The sequence below is a fragment of the Ancylobacter terrae genome (assembly GCF_045108345.1).
GTDB lineage: Bacteria > Pseudomonadota > Alphaproteobacteria > Rhizobiales > Xanthobacteraceae > Ancylobacter.
Window position 1 is genome coordinate 2,059,511 of sequence record NZ_JBJGXH010000001.1, and the last position, 16,536, is coordinate 2,076,046.

Sequence of the window (16,536 nt, forward strand, 5' to 3'; positions counted from 1 at the left end):
AATAGGCCGACAGGGGATCGCCGCACGCCACCGTGGTGCGAGCAAGCCCCCTGCCGGCCGATTGACGAAGAACGCAACCCGTCCTGGCAACGAGCCGGGCCGTCCATCCACGACAGGACGTTGAACGAAACGATTGCGGCCGAAAGGCCAATCACCCATGGATTGATCCGCACCGAGTTCGTTCCTAGCACCAGCCCGCCCCTCACCCAGAGCGGCGGGCTTTTCGTGGCCCGGCGCATCCGTCGTGATTGCACCAGCTGGCTCGGCTATCCTCCCGCCGGTCAGTCGAGGAGAGCGCCATGCCATCACGCCGTTCCGAAATGCCACTCTACCCCAGCGAGGCGGAGATTGCCGAGGCGGTGCTGGGCACAAAGCGCTCTGCTGAATGGAAGTCACTTGCTGTCATCCTCGAGCGGCACGGTCTTCCGAAGGTCAGCCACCTCACCGGCGCGCGCTACTGGCCTTCCGTGAGAGCGTGGCTCGACCGCTACAACGGCCTTGGTACGATGCCGGTGCCGTCAAGACCCGACGGCGTGGAAAAACCAGTGCCGTAGAGGTCACCGATGCCACGTCCGCTGCATGAGATGCCCCTTTTTCCGACCGAGGCGGAGATCTCGCGCGAGCTGATGGGGCCCGGGAAGTCCGACATCTGGTCGGGCGTCGCGCTCGCGCTGGAGCGCCAGGGCTTCCCGCAGAAAGACGCCACGTTCGGCCGGCGCTACTGGCCCGCCATCAAGCAATGGCTCGATCACCGCCACGGTGTCGGTAATGTGGAAGCGCCGTCGGGACCAGACGGCGAGGAGGACTGGTCATGGAACAAGCCACGGGCGAAGCGCACGCCCAAGGCTTGAGCATGTCGAACGCTGCGGGCTTATGATCCTGCTGACATCGCTGTAGGACCAATTTTCTCGGGGTGCCTCCGATCAAATGGTTGGAACGGTGCCCCCGTCGACGACGAGTTCCGTGCCATGGATTGAAGAGGCGCGATCCGAGGCAAGGAAGGCGATGGCTTCAGCGACTTCGAATGGCTCGGCGCCGCGGCCGATGGCAATGCCGCCGAGGCCCTTCAGGACGAGCTGGCGGGCGTCCTCCAGCGTGCCGCCGGTGGCGTCCTGGATGCGCTTCAGGAAGACATCGGCCGCCTCGGTCATGATCCAGCCGGGCGAGACGGCATTCACCCGCACACCCTTCGGCCCGAGTTCCTTGGAGATCGACTTGCTGTACGTCCGGAGCGCGGCCTTGGCGGCGGCGTAGGCGGTGGTTGCCTCGGGAAGCGGAAGCACCGACTGGATGGAGGTCACGTGCACCACCGCGCCGGCGCCCCGCTCGATCATCTGCGGAATGAGCAGGCGATCGAGACGCACCGTGGCCAGCAGGTTCAAATTCAGCTCGGACAGCCAGTAATCGTCGGTCAGGGCGAGAAAGCCGCCGCCGGGCGTGGTCGAGCCGCCGAGCACGTGGGCGAGGATGTCGACGCCGCCCAAGCGGTCGAGCGCCGCCTCGGCCAAAGCTTCGCCTCCCGAGGCCGTCGTCAGGTCCGCCTGGACGTATTCGACGCCGTCGATGGGGTCCAACGTTCCACGGGCGGAGGTGATCACCCGTGCGCCGCCGGCCAGGAAGCGGTCGACGGTGGCGCGGCCCAGACCCTTGGTGCCGCCACTGATGAGCACGCGCTTGCCCGCGAACTCGGTCGGATCAGCCTTGATGGTCATGCCGTGATCTCCAGGGCTTTGATGGCGTCGTTTTCCAGCGTGAAACGGTAGGTGAAACGGATCGGGCTTCCATTGAAGTCGCCATGGGCGGGGCCCTCGAGGACGACCTCACCGTCCTCGTGCCTCACGGTGTCCGGCGTGAAGATTGCCTTCACCGCGACCGCCGCCTCCTCGAAGAGATGCCGGAGTTCGGCGTGACCGCGGAAAACAGTGCCATTGTCGCGAAGGACGGCCTCGGCCGCGAAGGGGGCCAGCATGCCATCGACGTCTAGGCGGGCGTTGGCAGCCACATACGTGGCAATAGGGGATGGAAGGTCGAGCGACATTGACTTGTCCTGTTTGATGCGGTCGAAGCCGTGACGGCGGAACGTGCGCCTGTCATCCAAGCTAGCGATGGACAGCCCATCCGATAATCAGGACAATCGAGGACGTTTCATCGCGAAAGGCGAAACAATGACGCAGGGCGGCCTGACGGAACTGGACGCCGTTCTCATGGTCGCACGTCGGGGCAAGTTCCGCACGGCGGCGCTCGAACTCGGTGTTTCGACGACCGCGCTCAGCAATGCGGTGGGCAAGCTCGAGCGCGCGCTGGGCGTACGATTGTTCAACCGGACGACGCGCAGCGTCTCCCTGACCCAGGCAGGCCAAAGGTTTGTCGCGCAGGTTGCTCCTGCCGTGCGTGACATTCACGAGGCGATGGAGGTTGCGCGCTCCCAACAGGCGACGCCTTCGGGTACGTTGCGCATCAACGCCTTTCCGACAGCGGCGCGGGAGATTTTCTCCTGGCTCGTCCTGCCGTTTCTGCGCGTCCACCCTCAAGTCCATATCGACATCGTCACGGAGGGCCGTCTCGTGGACATTGTCGCGGGCGGCTTCGATCTCGGCGTCCGCAGTTCAGATCTTGTGCCGGCGGACATGATCGCGCTCCCAGTGGGTGCCGCGCGGCGCAATGTCGTGGTGGGCACACCGAGCTATCTCGAAGCACACGGGACGCCCCTGAACCCCCAGGATCTCGCCGGGCATTCCTGTCTCCGCGTCCGGCTTCCCAGTGGGGCGATCTACCGCTGGCCATTCGAGAAGGACGGTCGATCGGTCCATATCGATGTCGAGGGCTCCCTCACCTTGGACGAGGCGAGCCTCGCCCGCACCGCGGCCCTCGCCTCCATCGGTCTCACCCTGGCGATGGAGTCCGACGTGCGGGACGACATTGCCGCAGGTCGGCTCGTGCGCGTGCTTGAGGATTGGACGCCCACTCTCTCGCCTTTGAGCCTCTACTATCCGAGCCGGCGCAATCCCACCGCCGCGTTCAAGGCGTTCGTCGAGTTCGCGAGGCGCCATAATGAAGGCAGTGATGCCCCGAGATCGGCGACAGGTCCAAATGCGCTCGGGTAGGAGTGATTAAACTGCGGTGGCGATCAGATGGAGCCCGAGCTTGTCAGGCTCGCTCGCCGCGCAGCTTCTTGCCCAGCCGCCGGCGCGCCCGTCGCGGGTTCTCTTCCACGAGGCGCTGCTCTGCCGCGGTGAGCTTCGCCTTCCGCACCTCCCAGCTCTTCAGCCCGCCCTTCCGGCCCATGGCCGCCATGACGGAGCGGGTGCGGGCGTCCACGGTGGGGTTCGTTTCCGGGACGAGCTTCTCAGCCTTCCGCCCGTCGCGCGGGCGGATGATGATGTCGTATCCGTCGGGAAATACCGCGTCGACAAGCAGCTGGAGGGTCGCCCAGTTCGCCTGCCGGCCGGTTTTGGTGTCGGGATGCAGCAGCTTCGCAACATACCCGTCCTGGAGGCCGCTGAGGTCATCGCAGCGGGCCATCGTGATTCCGAGCCGCCGAATCCGTTGGTGGATTTGCGCCGTGATGGCGAGGTAAAGCGCGGTTGCGGGGGTGTGCCGGGCGGAGGGACGGGCCGCCGGTTCGTCGGCGAGCGCGGGCAGTTGGCCGTGGGTGCGGTCAAGCATGTTTCGATGGCCCTTCGCGGAACGGCGACACCATCGTCGAAGCGCTACACTGCTCACAACGCACGGCGGCACCGAGGTCGGTCACCGGGAGCGCCATGACGTCGTCGGAGAGCCCTTCGAGGTCGCGGTGCTGGGCGATCTTGCAGGCGCCGCACCAAACCGACAGGCGGTTCGTGCCGTGGCGCGCGAGATAGGCCAACGTTACGCTGGCGCGGTCTGCGGGCTCGGCGGAAGCCGCCGGCGCCGGGAGTGCACTCGAACGCGGCGGCTTCTTCTGCGTCCGACCGCGCAACACCTCGCTCGGCGTGAACGGGCGGTACGGGCTGCGCTCGATCGACCAGCCGCCGCCATGCCTCCCCCGGTTCCAATTGAGTTTTGTCACTGAGCGCCTCCCGGCAAGGCCTGTCCGGGCGACCACCAAAACGACTGGCCGTAATCGCGCTCGGCGGCGCGCTCCTGCCGTCGGAAGCTGGCGCGGTAGTCGGGATCCACGAGGGTTTGAAGCTGGTCAAAAATCACCCGGTCAACGGCGAGGCGCGTGTACCAGGTGCCGGGATCGTAGCGTCGGGCGGTGCGCACCATCTCGGCACCGAAGGTGGTGTTGCTCCCCTCCATCAGCCGACGCAGCTGCTGCGAGGACAGCCGGGCGACATCCTCAGCGGCGCCGATCGCCGGGCCTGCCAGGTCGGAGATGAAGCTGCGCCCGGTGCGCGATGACGAGGCGCTGATGAGGTCGCCGTACACGCCGAGGGAGCCGGATTGCAGGCCTGAGCGCGCCCAGAACGCGGCGCTGTCCATCGGCTCGGGCTCCTTGCCGGCGAGGATGCTCTTGGCCTGGATCGCCGCAGCGCCGGCGAGCAGGTTGAAGGTGACGAAGGCGGCGCCGTTCCAGAGCCGGGATTCGATCGGCCCCTGGGTGGCGATCCGCATGAGATGGGTGGCGATCATCGTCACCGAGAACGACTTAAACAGTGTCGCCGATCTGATCATTTCCCCCCAAAAGGTGCCTGCCGTCGTGCCGCCGGTCATCACGGCGCGGATTCGCGCGTCCGGCTCCAGCACAGCGAATGCGCGCTCCTCGACAATGCCGCCGAGCAGCTTCTCGGCGAGCGCGCGGTCGCCGATCGCCTCCGTATCGAGGAAGGTTGCGCCGTCGACGATGAGCGGCTGCGTCTTGCGGATGATGTCCCACTCGCCGGCGCCGATCTGATGCCGCTCGAGGAAGTTCGCCAGCGGGCGATTCGCCTCCGCCAGATCGGCGAGCGAATAGCGGGCGTGGTCGGCGAGATGCCCCATGAACTCCATGCTGAAGGTGCGCTTCATCATATCAGTCCATGCCGCGAGCCCCTGCGAGCGGATGACCACATTCGCTACCGCCCGGAGCATTTGCGGACCGGCGACCTCGTCGGTGAAGCGCGAGAACCCGTGCGCGAAGTCCATGGCGGCGTGGGCGGTGAGGTTCAGGCGGGCGGCGAGCGCTTCGCTGTCGACACCGCCGCGGGAGATTTCCCGCAGCGCCCCGGCGAGGATGCGGCCGGGCGGCATGCCATTGTACGAAGCTGCCAGTCCCGCGGTGACACTGTCCCCCGGCACGGCGCTGATCACCGCGCCACCGAGCTTGGCCGCCACGTTGATCGAGCGAAGGCCACCGAAGATGCCGGCCATCAGCGGACCGTCGACGGCGTTGGCGCGGCCCGTCAGAACGTTGTACGTCCGCTTGGCGACGGAGCGGCTCTCCAGCATGCGAACCGGGTTCAGCCGTTGCAGCCGAGACAGCCCCGCTTCTTCCTCGCGCACCAGCGGCAGGGCGGCGCGGATGATGGCGCCGTGATTGGGTCCGATCACCTCGGCGAGGGCGATATCGGTCGCCATCCGGTTCAGATGGCCGGTGAGCATGCCCAGGACGTTTTGTCCGCTGCCGAATTTGTCGGAGAGCCGAAGCCAGGCCTCGGCACCCTCCGCACTGTCGGCGAACTGAAAGGTGCGCATCTCCGGCGAGAACGCCGCCGAGCCGCTGTCGCCGATCGTTATGTCCCTGTACGCCCGATCGAGGATGAAGGCGGTCCGCTCCGCCGTGGCCGGCTTGCCGGTGTCGCGATCCCATAGCCGCAGCGCGCCTCGATCGACCTCCGCCTTGAAGTCGCGGGCGAACTCTTCCCGCGTGAACTTGCGGACGCGGAGCGAGTCCCAGAACTGCGGAAGCCTCCAATCCTCATTCGCCGGCAGATTTCGGCCCGCCGCGCGGACGCGCTCGACGGCCTCGGTCGTGGCGGCCTTCCAGCCGGCGGCGGCCGCCTTCGCCACGGTGTCGCCCGTGTCGACGCCGAACACTTCCCGCACCAGATTCCGCACCCCAGCGAGCTGCTGCGCCGACTGGCCGAAGATGCCGGGGGCATAGGCACTCATCCCGGCCTCGAACTTCCGCGAGAGCTGCGCCCAGATCACTTCGGCCTTGGTGGCGACGTTCTCGCCGCCCTGTTCCCAGATGTCCCGGGTCAGCATGGACATCAGCCCGGCGGCGCGGCCCTGATTGTGTTCCAGCACCCGCTTCTCAGCGTTCGCCCAGGCGAGCGACTGTTTTGCGACGTCGTTGCGCAGCTTCTTCGCCCCGGCCTCGATCGACCGGGCGGTCGCCAGCGCGGCGGCGGCATCGGCCTGTGCCGGGCCCATGGTGCGGCCGAACTCGCCACGGCTCCGCTCATACAGCCCGAGCGCCTCATCCCCGATCTCCTTCGAGATCGAGCCGGCCTTTACCAGCTTGGCGACGCAATCCGCGATGCTCATCAGGCTGGCTCCGGTTGCGGCAGGGCGCAGGCGGCGATTTCGCGCGCGGCGGCGAGGCGCGCGTCGGCCTCGTCAATGAGCTCGTCGACGCTGCGCATGTCCGCCTCGAGCTCGCCCCGCTCGTTCAGCCGCTCGCCGATTGGCACCTGCCGGTCACCCATGGCGCGGAGCTTGTCGAGGTCATGGGCGACCACGTCGTCGACGGCGGCATCGCTGCGGGCGGCGGCGATCCGAGCGGGGGTGAGCTCGTCCGCGAGCACCGCAATCTGTTCGGGGCGCGGCTCGCCGGCTATGCTGGCACCCGTCCGCGAGGGGGAGGAGCTGTGCGAGTCCCCCTGGAGACCGCCGGGGCTCTCAGTCGTACCTCCGGCGCGCGGACGCTCCAGCCGAGCCGCCTCGGTACCCGGCAGCGTCGCGGCCATGGTGCGCGGCCGCAGGAGAAGCTCGTCGAGAATCGCACCGGCGGCGTCCTCGTCAGGGGCGCGGGCGATGGCGGCCGCAACGGCGCCGGCATCCTCGCGGGGCATGTTGTGCCCGACCTCTCGGGCCAGCGCCTGAATGTGCTTGCGCGCCTCATCTATCCAGTATCCCCGACGGGCCTCCTGCTCGGCGATCGGCGCAGGCTTGCCGATGCCGGGTTCGGCGGCGGGGCGGCTTCGAAGCGCTTCAAGACGTCGGTCGACCAACGTCTCGGTCAGCGCGCGCAGGGCATCGTCGACCTCGCCGTCGCCGGCGCCGAGGATCCTTGCGGCGAAGGCCTCAGCATCGTCACGCGGCAGGCGGACGCTGTAGCCCTCCTGCGCGAGGCGGGAGACGGCGCGGCGCATCTCGGTGGCGAGCGCCTCGCGCTGTCCGGCCACGCGCGTCTCGGCGGCTTTGCGGCGGCCCGGCAGCGCGGCGTCGGTCTTGTCGAGCTTGGCCCGGGCGCGGGCCTCGGTGGCGGCGGCACGATCGAGCGCCTTCTCTTTCCGAGCCAAGGCGCGGCGAAGGCCCTTCGCTTCCGCCTCCAGCGAGGCGGCCAGGCGGGCATCGCCCGGCGCGGTGGCCGCTAGTGTCTCGGCGATGCTGGCGCGCTCGCCCTCGAGATAAGCGCGGCGGTCGGCGGGGATGTTCTCGACGGCGAGATCGGCATCGATGGCGTCGAGGCGGGCCTGCGTGTCGGCGTCGATCGGCGGCCGCGCGTCCGCAATGCGGGCCTCGACACGCTCGACATCGGTGCGCAGGCTGTCCACCTCATCGCGCAGCGCGCCGATGGTGGCAGTGCGATCCAACAGCGCGCCGCGCTGCGCGGTCAGGCTGGCATCCTCCGCATCGAACCCCTCACGCAGCCCCGCGGCCGCGGTGTCCACCGAGCGTGCGGAGGCGCGGATATCGGCAAGCTGCACCTCCGACAAACGCTCCACCGTGGCCGGCAGGCGTGCGCCCTCGCGTTCGATGGCGGCAGCGGATTCACCGGCGGCAATGGCCTTGGCGCGAGCCTCCAGCACCGGCTGCAAGCGGGCCTCGTAGCCGCGCAGCAGGCTCGGCGTGATGGTGTCCGACACGTCGACCGGGCGGCCGCTCACCAGCGCGTCTATCGACGCTTGAAGCGCGGTGCGGTGCGCGACCTCGCCCTCGACGCCGGGAAGAATGTTCGTGTCGGCGAGCTGCGCTTCCGAGGCCACGACGTTGCCGGCGTCGCGGATGGAGCGGGGCCAGGCGCCGGTTTGCACGCGGGACCACAGCGCCCCGAGCGCCTTCGCCCCGCCGCCGAGCACGCCGCCCGCGACAGCCGCACCGACGACGTTCTGTCCGGCCTCGCCGCTGTCGACATAGCCCGGCTCTACGCGCTCCTTGTAGCCGGCAGTGACGGCTTCGATCGCGGCCTGGGTGCCGGCGGTGATGCCGGCCGTCGCGAGCGCGGTGCCGAGGATCCCGAGCGAGGCCGGCGCGGCGAGCGGCACGGCAATCAGGTTGACAGGATCGACACCGCCGGCGGCGACCGAGCCGAGCAGCGAGCCGGCGACGGCGCCCCAGGTTTGCTCACGCCCGGCCATCCGCTGTGCCGCCTCGCGGGCATCGCGGCTGCGGCCTTCGCCGAGCCGGTCGATATCCTCCTCGGTGAGCGCGTGCAGCCCGAGGTCGGGGTGCTTCACGGACAGCTGCACCAGCTGGGCATTCATCTGCTCCAGCGCCGCCACGCCTCCGCCGAGCGCCGGGTTGACCAGCAGCACGCCGGTTCTCTTCCGGACATCGTCGACAAAGTCCTGCACACCTTCGATGCGGGCGCGGGCCTGGGCGTCGCTGTTGCCGAACTCCAGCCCAGCTCGCCACGCGGCATCGAAGCTCTCGCTGAAGGTCGCCGGCAAATCCTGCGCCAGGTGCTGGCGCGCGAGGGCGAGGCTGGCCTGCTCATCACGCTGAAACACGTCGAGGCTCATCGGTCGCTCCAGCTCGTGCCGAGGCCGCCGAACGGGCCGGAGGTGGAGTTCCACGACGGCGCCGGCGCGCCGCTCGCCGCCGGAGCACTGGCCCAGGACGGCATCGTGGCGGGTCGACGGTCCCGAAGGTCCAGCACGAAGGGCGCCGGCGGGACGGCGGGGTTGCCGCTCGCCTTCACAGCGTAGGCCGGCCGGGCCGGATCGCCGTGAGCCGGACGAGATAGCGGCCATCGCCGACCGTATCGAGCTTCGCGGACCCGCGCAGGTACTCGGGCGTGACCGGAGAGCCGGACAGCGTCTGCACGCCCGCGAGGTCGTCGACGCCTAGCCCGACCGGGTCGCGGTCCAGCCCGGCGATGGTCGCATCGCGGACGGAGGCGAAGTCGCGAAGCCAGGCGGAACGGCCGGGCGGCAGGACGCCAGCGGCACCGGCCTGTTCGGCGGAGGACACGGCGGCCTGCTGCGCACCGAGGCTGTCCCGTTCGAGGCTGCGGGCGGCATCATAGCGGTCCAGCCGTTCGCCGATGTCCTCCAACAGGTCGCTATCGCCCGAGAGCGTGGCGCCATTAATGAGCGCGGCGAGCGCACCGGGCGCCGGCCGCACGCCGGCGTCGAGGTCCGCGCTGAGCTTCTTCCAGTCTCGGGCGACCGACTTCGCGAGTTCGGACTGCGCCTCCTTCGCGAAGCGCAGATCCGGTTCGGTGTCGCCTGACTTGGCCCCGGCGAGCCGCGCCGCATCGTTTTGCCGGTTCTGATAGCCATTCGAGCCAGTCGGATCGCCGGGCTTCCAACCGCCCGGCCGTTCGAAATCCAGCATCGCCACCGCGGCCGCGCGCGGGTCGGTCGCGGCGCGCAGCTTGTCACCGGCGGCCTTCTCCGTGGTCGTGAGCTCGTGGTGCAGGAATTCGAGCTGGGTCTCGAAGTCGGTCGCCGGCTTGCCGCGCGCCTGGGCGAACTTCTCGAGCGCGGTCTTGCGACCCTGGCCCGGCGCCTCGTCCCGCCAACCGGCAATGCCGAGGCCCGTGCCTCCATCATGCGACAGCGTCGGGTCGAGGCCACGACCGCTCTCGCCGACGAGATTGCCGACGATGCCCGCCGCCTGGGCTGGGCTCCAGCCCTTCGCGATGTAGAACTCCATCGCGGCGCGCTCGCGCGCCGACGGTGGCACGAGCTGCTCGAACTGCTGCACCTGCTGCGCGAGCGGCTGTCGGCCGAAATCGCGCAGTCGATCCGCGCGAGCGGCGGCGGCGCGCAGCCGGGCGGCATCGGCCTGGCCGCCGTTGGCGCTGAGCTGATCGGCCAAGCTGTCGATCGTCTCGGGGCTGACCCGAACGCCGCCTTGCATGGCCGCCTGCGCATCGGTCGCGGCCTTGCGGGCGATGGATAGGTCCTGACGGCGCAGGGCTTCCTCGGCGCCGAGCTCGGCCGTTATTTTGCTCGCGTAAGCCCTCCGATCATCGGCGCTCAGCGGCAGCTCGGGATTATTGAGAATTCGCTCCTCGACCACCTTCCGGGCGGCACCGAGGGCGTCCGATCCGGTCGCGCGCGCGTCGTCGTAGGCAGACTTGGCGCTGTGCAGTACGCCTTCGGCCTGTGCATCGCCCAGTATTTGATTCAGCCGCAGGTCGGCTTTCTCGCGCGTTACCAAGCCACTCGAAACTGCGCTGTCGAGCACGCTACGCAGCTTGACCGCCGTGATCTGACCCTTCTCCGACCCGAGCTCGCCGCGCATGGCGGTGGCGGTCAGATCGTTCGCCGTGGCCTCGACAAGCGCGTTCACCCGCTCAGTATCCTGCTGGCGGTCGCGGGTGCGCTTACGGTCGAGGATTTCGCCGAACGCGGAATTGCCGAGCGACCCCAACGTCGCTCTGGCGTGCGGCACCAAGTCGGGTTCGATGGAGGACAAAACGCCTTCGCGGTAGCCCTGCCAAGCCCTCTGGAAGCCGCCGGGGTCTTCACGAAACATGTCCTGCAATTCGATCGCGCGCTTGCGGTCGGTCGTGTCCCGATCCGCTAGGCGACCGATCAGTGCCTGGCGGTGCTCTTGCTCAAGCAGGTTGCCAGCGGCATTCGCGAGCTTCGCGCCCGACGCGGCAATGCTGGCCCAGGATCGCGCCGACGTCAGTCCGTCGCCGTCGATGACGCCGGGCCCCTGCGCCAGAACGCCAGATTCGGGGATCGGGAGTCCGCTGCCGGCCATCAGGTGCTCACCCTGCGGAAGCTTGCCATGCGCTCGTCCTGCGCGGCGATCGCACGCTCGGTGAAGCTCACCAGCTCGGCTTGCGGCATCGGACCCACGGCGACGATCGTGGCGGCGGAGGCTTCGGCCAGGAACTGGTCCATCACGTCCGAACTGACCCAGCCCATGTCGACGGCGGCCTCGAGCAGGCAGCGGCCGAGCCAAAACGCCACGGCCGTCTCGACACCGTCCGGCGTCTCAATCAGCAGCGTGTCGCCGGCGGCGTCGCGGTGCAGGTCCGCGAGGAAGTTCGGTGCGCTTTCATCAGGAAATCGCGCTGCAAGCAGAATATCGGCCAGCGCGACCCAGGCAAGCTGATCGCCGGCCGGGCTCCGAAAGAAGCGAACGGCGATGGCGTTGACGACGCCTCCGTGGATCGGCTCGACAGATGGATGCTGATCGCCCATGTCACCCTACCTTTGGCTTTGCTATCAGCTGGGAATAGTCGTAGACGCCGCCGGCGATGTCAGCCCCGGCGTCAACGAGGCCGGACAGCAGCGAGTATGTGGCTTTCTTGCCTGATAGGGCGCCGGCCATCCGGCTCTGGTCCGCCTTCAGGAGATGGTTCAGCGACGCCTGCCGTGCGTCGCGCGTCATCTCCGACGCCACCGTCGTCAGGGTCGCCATGCCCGTCGGCGATGACATGCCGACCCCGCGCCCGGCGCGCACCGCTTGTATGGTGCCCAGCGCCGAGGTCAGCTCCTCGCGCTTGCGAGCCTCCGCCTGCGCCGCCGCCGTGCGCTCGACCTGCGCTTGGATGCCGTATTGCTGCTGCTCGAACTTCGCCGCCCGCGCCTGCTCGCGACCAGCCATCACCGAGCCGACGGCCTTGAGGCCGGTGCCAACGATCAGCGCGATTTCACCCATCAGGCGCTCCCCGCCGGCAGGGCCCCGGCCAGCGCGCGCTGGGCATCGAGCCGGGCGATATGGCCGCGCAGGAAATGGCTCGCCACAGCCATCACCGCCTCGCGCGGGAACTCGTTCGCCAGCAGGTCGAGCACGCTCCACAGGGTGAGCGCCGGATCACCGAACGGGGAGGGTTCATCGGCACCGCGCCGCCGGAGACCCTCCAGGATGTCGGCGTACTCGCACATGATCGCGATGCGCGTCTCGAAATCCGGGCCGCCACGAATGACGGGCGGCAGATCATCGACGCGGAGGCCCGCAGCACCAGCGGACGGGATGATCACATCGTCACGCATCGGTCAGCCCCCTCGGAAGATTTCGAAAAAAATCGCGCGGAGCATGGCCGCGGGGACGGCGATTTGCGTTTTTGACCCCCCGGCCCCTCCACGAGACGCGGCTGGAAATCGGGTCCCCCATGGGGGGGTCGAACGGCCGCCCGAGGACGGGGCACGGCCGGCCGCCGGCCCCACCGGGCGGCGGGGCGAACGGTCGACAGACGCTGTTCGGATCGGGATGGTGAGCGCGGTGCTCGGCATGGTGTTCTCCATCGGCATCCGGCCAGCCAGGCCCGATGCGATTGCGGGTGATCGTCGTGACGATCTCCGAAGCCGATGGAGAGTTCGGTATCTCGGGGATCGCATTGCCGCCTGGCTGGGCGGGGAATGTTTGTGACGTGACGATGCAGCAGCAGGTGAAGCGAGCCCAACGCACGGGACGGTGGAGGCGATTGCAGGCTTGACGGCCACCAACCGTACGGGCAGTGTAACAAGCATACCTTGGTCAGCTTGTTTCAATATGGCGTTTCCGCGCATCGTCGGGAGCGCATCTGCATGGGGGCGCACCACATGGCCGAAGGCACGTTCGTCGCGTACTACCGCGTCTCCACCGACCGGCAGGGCCGCAGCGGCCTTGGGCTCGAAGCCCAGCAGAAGGCCGTCCGCGACTGGCTGAACGGCGGCGCGTGGACGCTGGCCGGCGAGTTCGTCGAGGCCGAAAGCGGCAAGGATGACGAGCGCCCCGAGCTGCGCAGCGCGATTGCGATGTGCAAGCGCCGCAAGGCCAAACTCGTGATTGCCAAGCTGGATCGCCTGTCGCGCAACCTCGCGTTTGTCGCGGCTCTCATGGATTCGGGCGTCGAGTTCGTCGCCGTCGACAATCCCCATGCCAACAAGCTGACGCTCCACATCCTCGCGGCCGTTGCCCAGCATGAGCGTGAGCAGATCGCCGAGCGCACCAAGGCCGCGCTCGCCGCGAGCAAAGCGCGCGGCACCCGCCTCGGAAAGCACGGCGCGGACGTGCTCGCGCCGCGCCTGCGGGCAGAGGCTGCCGAGCGAGCCCAGCCGCTCGGCCCTGTCTTCGCCGAGCTGGCGGAACTGTCCACGCGCCAGGCGGCAGCCGAGCTCAACCGGCGCGGCATCCCGACCCCGACCGGCGGGACGTGGCTGCCGATGCAGGTCAGCCGCACCCGCAAGCGCCTCACCGGCTGAGAGCCCGATCACGCCTCGCCTCCATCGTCATCGCCGCAAGCCGCGTCACCCGACCGGGCCGGCGTCAGGTCGATCGTCCGCGGACCCGCCTGCCGGATCGGCTCCGTCGCGCCCGTGCTGGCGGCGATCCGCGCGTGCGAGCCGTCACCGCCCGACAGGTCGATCACATAGCCAGGCGTGACGGCCAGGTTCACCACCGGCGTATCGCTTTTCGGGAACATCGCGTTCAGCCGGAGAATAACCTCGGCTGCTTCAAGCTTGATCTTGTCGGTCTTGCCGTCCCGCATGATCGCCATGACGGTTTGAACCGCCTCCGGCCCAGCATCGGTGAGAACTTCGCGGCTTCGGCGCGTGTAAAACGCGGCCACTTGTGGTTTTCGGAGACTTTTACTCAGCCATTCGGGTGTCAACCCGGCCTTGGCTGCTGCCGCTTTCCACGTGGTGACCGCACCCGTGACCTTGAGTTCAACGGCATGTCGGACCCGCTTGGGAATGCCCCGACCTTCGCCCGGGTTTAGCCCGCTTTCGTCCAGATCGGTGCCGCTCATCGCACGCCCCTGTTCAGCACTGCGGTGGCGAACAAACTGGCGAACATTTTCACCGCTCTTATAGAGCGGGTGAAAAAATGTTCGCACGAACAGTCCGGCGAACATCGAGCGTACTTCTTGCGAACATCGGCGAACATTTTGGCTCCCATGGCGAACATTTTCAGTAGAGGCGCTGTTCGCTTCCTAGCAAAACAGGCGAACATTTTGATTTGTTCGCCACCCGTTAGACTGTCGTCATCTGGCGATCCAGACGAGTTCATCCCACACGCCGATGACGCTCGAGGCTTGGAGAGCTTCGGCCGCGCGCTTGAATGCTAATTGCCGTGCCCTCGGCGTCTCGCTGTCGGACGGCGTTTTTCTATAGAAATACTGTCGCCAATTGTCGGCATTGACGACGCGAACCTGAGGCGGAATGTGGTTCGATGCGGGCGCCGGCTGGCCCATGTCGCCGATGGCCTCGCGAAGGGCATCGAGGGCAATCCGGGCGCCCTTGGAGAGGCGAAGAGCCGCGCCGCGCTCGGGCGTGGCGGCCTGTTCGGCCGGCTCGATCACACACGAGGTGATCGGGTCGCCCTCATCGTCGACGCCGACCTCGACCACTCGCAGCCGGGAGGTCGTCGTGTCGTCGGCGGGCCCGTCCTTGGCGTATTCGACCGTGGTAACGATCTGGTCGGCCGCGTCCCGCTTCACCGCGATCTGCACGTCGGCGGCGCCGAGCAGCGAGGTGTGCCCGCGCGGGCGGGTGCCATCCAGTCCACTGTGGTGCACGATCGCCACCAGGCAGCCGAAGGCTCGCTCGATCGCGCCGGCAGCGCGGATGTAGGCCGGCATGTCCTTATCGTCACTCTCCGACCCGGCCAGGCTGCGGTTCAGCGTGTCGATGGCGACGACCGCGGGGCGGAGCTCGCCCAGCGAGGCCCGAATATCCGTGATGAGGGTGCTGTGCTCTCGGATCAGGTCCAGCGACGTCGCGACCAGCAAGAACGGCACGTCACCGTCGTAGTCGCGGAGAAATTCTTTCTCGAATGCAACCTTTCGCGCCCGGAAACCGGAAGCGCCCTCGAGGCACAAATAGACTACAAGACCTTGCCGAACCTTCCGGCCGCGATAGGGCCAGCCCAGCGTGACATGCATCAAAAGATCGAAGAGCCAGAACGACTTGCCACATTTGGCGGCGCCCCAGATCACGGCGAGGCCGGTCGAGCAGAGAAGGCCCCGCACCAAGTATGAAGGCGCCGTCGATAAGGCGATGTCGGCGAAGGGCACGAGCGGGAACCGGCGGCGGCGCTCTGCCTGCTCCCGCTCCATGACGGCCACCGGCACCAGATCGTCGACGCGCATCACGCGGCTCCCTGTCGGTCTGGGCGAGGCGCGTAAATTCTGTCTTTTCCGACGCGCGGAGCCAGATCGCGGGAGAGTTGGATGGCGTGCGCGGCATCCTCGCCGACGAGTGCGGGAGCGTCCGCGAGCTTTCTCGCCGCGGTCGGCATGTCGATAATCACGATGCCGCGCGCCTCGTGCTGCAGCCATGTTAGTGCGCTGCGAAAAACCGGGAGCGCTTGCCCGTACGCGAACGTGGCAGGGTTGCCGACGAGGCCTTCGCCGAGCATGGATCCGGTGCCGGACCAACGGGCGAGATGGCGAGGATTCGTGATCGGCCACGCGGCGAGGTCGATGACCTCCTCGCGGGCATCGCGGATCGGCACGATGAAGCAGCGTTCGCCGTCGCCGGGGATCTGGGCGAGCTCGAAGAAGTTGGCGAGAAAGAAGGTGCACGCGAACGCTTTGACGTCCCGTAGCATGTATTCGCTCACACCTGCCCCGCGCAGCATGGTGAGTTCGTCACGATCCACCATCGGGAGTGGCAGCCATGTCGCCTCAGCGATTGACGGCAAGTCCTCCCGGAATGGCAGCACGATGGCGCTCATCGGCCCGCCCCGTCGGTCAGCAGTCCCAACGCGATCGCCTGCCGTTCAGCCTCGTCGAGCGCCGCGCGAAGTTCGGCGATGAGCCGCGGTGCCAGGGTCACGCCCTTCTTGGTGAAGGCCGGATTGCTGCCGCTGGCGATGTCGAGGGTTCGAATATCGAGGTACGCGCGCCCCTCGTATTCGCAAAGCCGGACCGACAGGCTCTCGCGCGCCGACTTGCGGATGGTCGCAATTTCAAGCGGCAGCGCCGGCGCGGTGGTCATGCGCGACCTCCGGGCTGGATCCACGCCCCGTTCAGCCGGTCGAACTCGTCCGAGAAGGCGGCAATGCCTTGGTCCTGGATTTCGCGGACAAGCACGGGGTCGGATATGCCAGCGCCCATGGCCGATTGTGCGAGCGATGCTTCGACACGATCGAGGGCGCCCGACCAAGCCGCCTCATAGGCTGCATCCGCCGTGCAGTCGGGCCACGTGACGGTGGTACCAAACAGGGCGGCGGCGGCCGCCTTTCCCGCAGGCGTAGCGAGGAGGGCGAAGCTGACGGCTTCCATCGCCTCGC

Annotated in this window: 19 protein-coding genes; 4 read left to right on the forward strand and 15 right to left on the reverse strand. The window is 68.1% G+C overall.

Annotated elements, in window-relative coordinates:
* Nucleotides 1–299 precede the first annotated feature (299 nt).
* Both ACEUEL_RS09810 and ACEUEL_RS09815 read left to right on the forward strand, forming a co-directional pair.
* Nucleotides 300–554, forward strand: a complete 255-nt coding sequence (locus tag ACEUEL_RS09810) for a hypothetical protein (RefSeq protein WP_405704343.1) — start codon at nt 300–302, stop codon at nt 552–554.
* A gap of 9 nt (nt 555–563) precedes the next feature.
* A complete protein-coding gene (locus ACEUEL_RS09815; RefSeq protein WP_405704345.1) occupies nt 564–851 on the forward strand; it encodes a hypothetical protein in 288 nt (95 codons plus the stop codon).
* Nucleotides 852–923: 72 nt separating this feature from the next.
* Here the strand turns inward: ACEUEL_RS09815 and ACEUEL_RS09820 are convergent, their stop codons facing one another.
* Together ACEUEL_RS09820 and ACEUEL_RS09825 are read right to left on the reverse strand one after the other, a co-directional pair.
* Nucleotides 924–1,712 (reverse strand): SDR family oxidoreductase, encoded by a 789-nt coding sequence (locus ACEUEL_RS09820; RefSeq protein ID WP_405704347.1) that lies wholly within the window; start codon nt 1,710–1,712, stop codon nt 924–926.
* Nucleotides 1,709–2,038 (reverse strand): nuclear transport factor 2 family protein, encoded by a 330-nt coding sequence (locus ACEUEL_RS09825; RefSeq protein ID WP_405704349.1) that lies wholly within the window; start codon nt 2,036–2,038, stop codon nt 1,709–1,711. The genes ACEUEL_RS09820 and ACEUEL_RS09825 overlap by 4 nt, the downstream gene beginning before the upstream one ends.
* Before the next feature lie 127 nt (nt 2,039–2,165).
* Between ACEUEL_RS09825 and ACEUEL_RS09830 the strand changes: the two genes are divergently transcribed.
* Nucleotides 2,166–3,104, forward strand: a complete 939-nt coding sequence (locus ACEUEL_RS09830; protein WP_405706694.1) for a LysR family transcriptional regulator — start codon at nt 2,166–2,168, stop codon at nt 3,102–3,104.
* A 43-nt stretch (nt 3,105–3,147) separates the two neighbouring features.
* Here ACEUEL_RS09830 and ACEUEL_RS09835 read toward each other — a convergent pair whose 3' ends face one another.
* The 8 genes from ACEUEL_RS09835 to ACEUEL_RS09870 form a co-directional block, all read right to left on the reverse strand.
* Nucleotides 3,148–3,666 carry a hypothetical protein gene (locus ACEUEL_RS09835; RefSeq protein WP_405704351.1) on the reverse strand — a complete coding sequence of 173 codons (519 nt, stop codon included), beginning with the start codon at nt 3,664–3,666 and terminating at the stop codon, nt 3,148–3,150.
* Nucleotides 3,659–4,048: a hypothetical protein gene (locus ACEUEL_RS09840; RefSeq protein ID WP_405704353.1), complete on the reverse strand. Its 390-nt coding sequence runs from the start codon at nt 4,046–4,048 to the stop codon at nt 3,659–3,661. Before ACEUEL_RS09840 ends, ACEUEL_RS09835 begins: the two co-directional genes overlap by 8 nt.
* Nucleotides 4,045–6,450 (reverse strand): hypothetical protein, encoded by a 2,406-nt coding sequence (locus tag ACEUEL_RS09845; protein WP_405704354.1) that lies wholly within the window; start codon nt 6,448–6,450, stop codon nt 4,045–4,047. The genes ACEUEL_RS09840 and ACEUEL_RS09845 overlap by 4 nt, the downstream gene beginning before the upstream one ends.
* Nucleotides 6,450–8,870: a coiled-coil domain-containing protein gene (locus ACEUEL_RS09850; RefSeq protein WP_405704355.1), complete on the reverse strand. Its 2,421-nt coding sequence runs from the start codon at nt 8,868–8,870 to the stop codon at nt 6,450–6,452. Before ACEUEL_RS09850 ends, ACEUEL_RS09845 begins: the two co-directional genes overlap by 1 nt.
* Nucleotides 8,871–9,045: 175 nt before the next feature.
* On the reverse strand, nt 9,046–11,070 hold the full coding sequence (locus ACEUEL_RS09855; RefSeq protein ID WP_405704357.1) for a phage tail tip lysozyme: 2,025 nt from the start codon (nt 11,068–11,070) through the stop codon (nt 9,046–9,048).
* A complete protein-coding gene (locus tag ACEUEL_RS09860) occupies nt 11,070–11,516 on the reverse strand; it encodes a hypothetical protein (RefSeq protein ID WP_405704358.1) in 447 nt (148 codons plus the stop codon). The genes ACEUEL_RS09855 and ACEUEL_RS09860 overlap by 1 nt, the downstream gene beginning before the upstream one ends.
* Before the next feature lies 1 nt (nt 11,517).
* Complete coding sequence (locus tag ACEUEL_RS09865) at nt 11,518–11,976, reverse strand: hypothetical protein (protein WP_405704360.1); 459 nt, start codon at nt 11,974–11,976, stop codon at nt 11,518–11,520.
* On the reverse strand, nt 11,976–12,311 hold the full coding sequence (locus ACEUEL_RS09870) for a hypothetical protein (protein ID WP_405704361.1): 336 nt from the start codon (nt 12,309–12,311) through the stop codon (nt 11,976–11,978). The genes ACEUEL_RS09865 and ACEUEL_RS09870 overlap by 1 nt, the downstream gene beginning before the upstream one ends.
* Nucleotides 12,312–12,860: 549 nt before the next feature.
* Here ACEUEL_RS09870 and ACEUEL_RS09875 point away from each other — a divergent pair.
* Complete coding sequence (locus ACEUEL_RS09875; RefSeq protein WP_405704362.1) at nt 12,861–13,502, forward strand: recombinase family protein; 642 nt, start codon at nt 12,861–12,863, stop codon at nt 13,500–13,502.
* A gap of 8 nt (nt 13,503–13,510) precedes the next feature.
* Here ACEUEL_RS09875 and ACEUEL_RS09880 read toward each other — a convergent pair whose 3' ends face one another.
* The 5 genes from ACEUEL_RS09880 to ACEUEL_RS09900 form a co-directional block, all read right to left on the reverse strand.
* The gene (locus tag ACEUEL_RS09880; RefSeq protein ID WP_405704364.1) at nt 13,511–14,155 is read right to left on the reverse strand and encodes a hypothetical protein; all 645 of its coding nucleotides are present in this window, start codon (nt 14,153–14,155) and stop codon (nt 13,511–13,513) included.
* 129 nt (nt 14,156–14,284) lie between these two features.
* A complete protein-coding gene (locus tag ACEUEL_RS09885) occupies nt 14,285–15,391 on the reverse strand; it encodes an AAA family ATPase (RefSeq protein WP_405704365.1) in 1,107 nt (368 codons plus the stop codon).
* Nucleotides 15,391–15,978 (reverse strand): hypothetical protein, encoded by a 588-nt coding sequence (locus ACEUEL_RS09890; protein WP_405704366.1) that lies wholly within the window; start codon nt 15,976–15,978, stop codon nt 15,391–15,393. Before ACEUEL_RS09890 ends, ACEUEL_RS09885 begins: the two co-directional genes overlap by 1 nt.
* The gene (locus tag ACEUEL_RS09895) at nt 15,975–16,241 is read right to left on the reverse strand and encodes a hypothetical protein (protein WP_405704367.1); all 267 of its coding nucleotides are present in this window, start codon (nt 16,239–16,241) and stop codon (nt 15,975–15,977) included. The genes ACEUEL_RS09890 and ACEUEL_RS09895 overlap by 4 nt, the downstream gene beginning before the upstream one ends.
* The gene (locus tag ACEUEL_RS09900) at nt 16,238–16,528 is read right to left on the reverse strand and encodes a hypothetical protein (RefSeq protein ID WP_405704369.1); all 291 of its coding nucleotides are present in this window, start codon (nt 16,526–16,528) and stop codon (nt 16,238–16,240) included. Before ACEUEL_RS09900 ends, ACEUEL_RS09895 begins: the two co-directional genes overlap by 4 nt.
* Between the last annotated feature and the right edge of the window lie 8 nt (nt 16,529–16,536).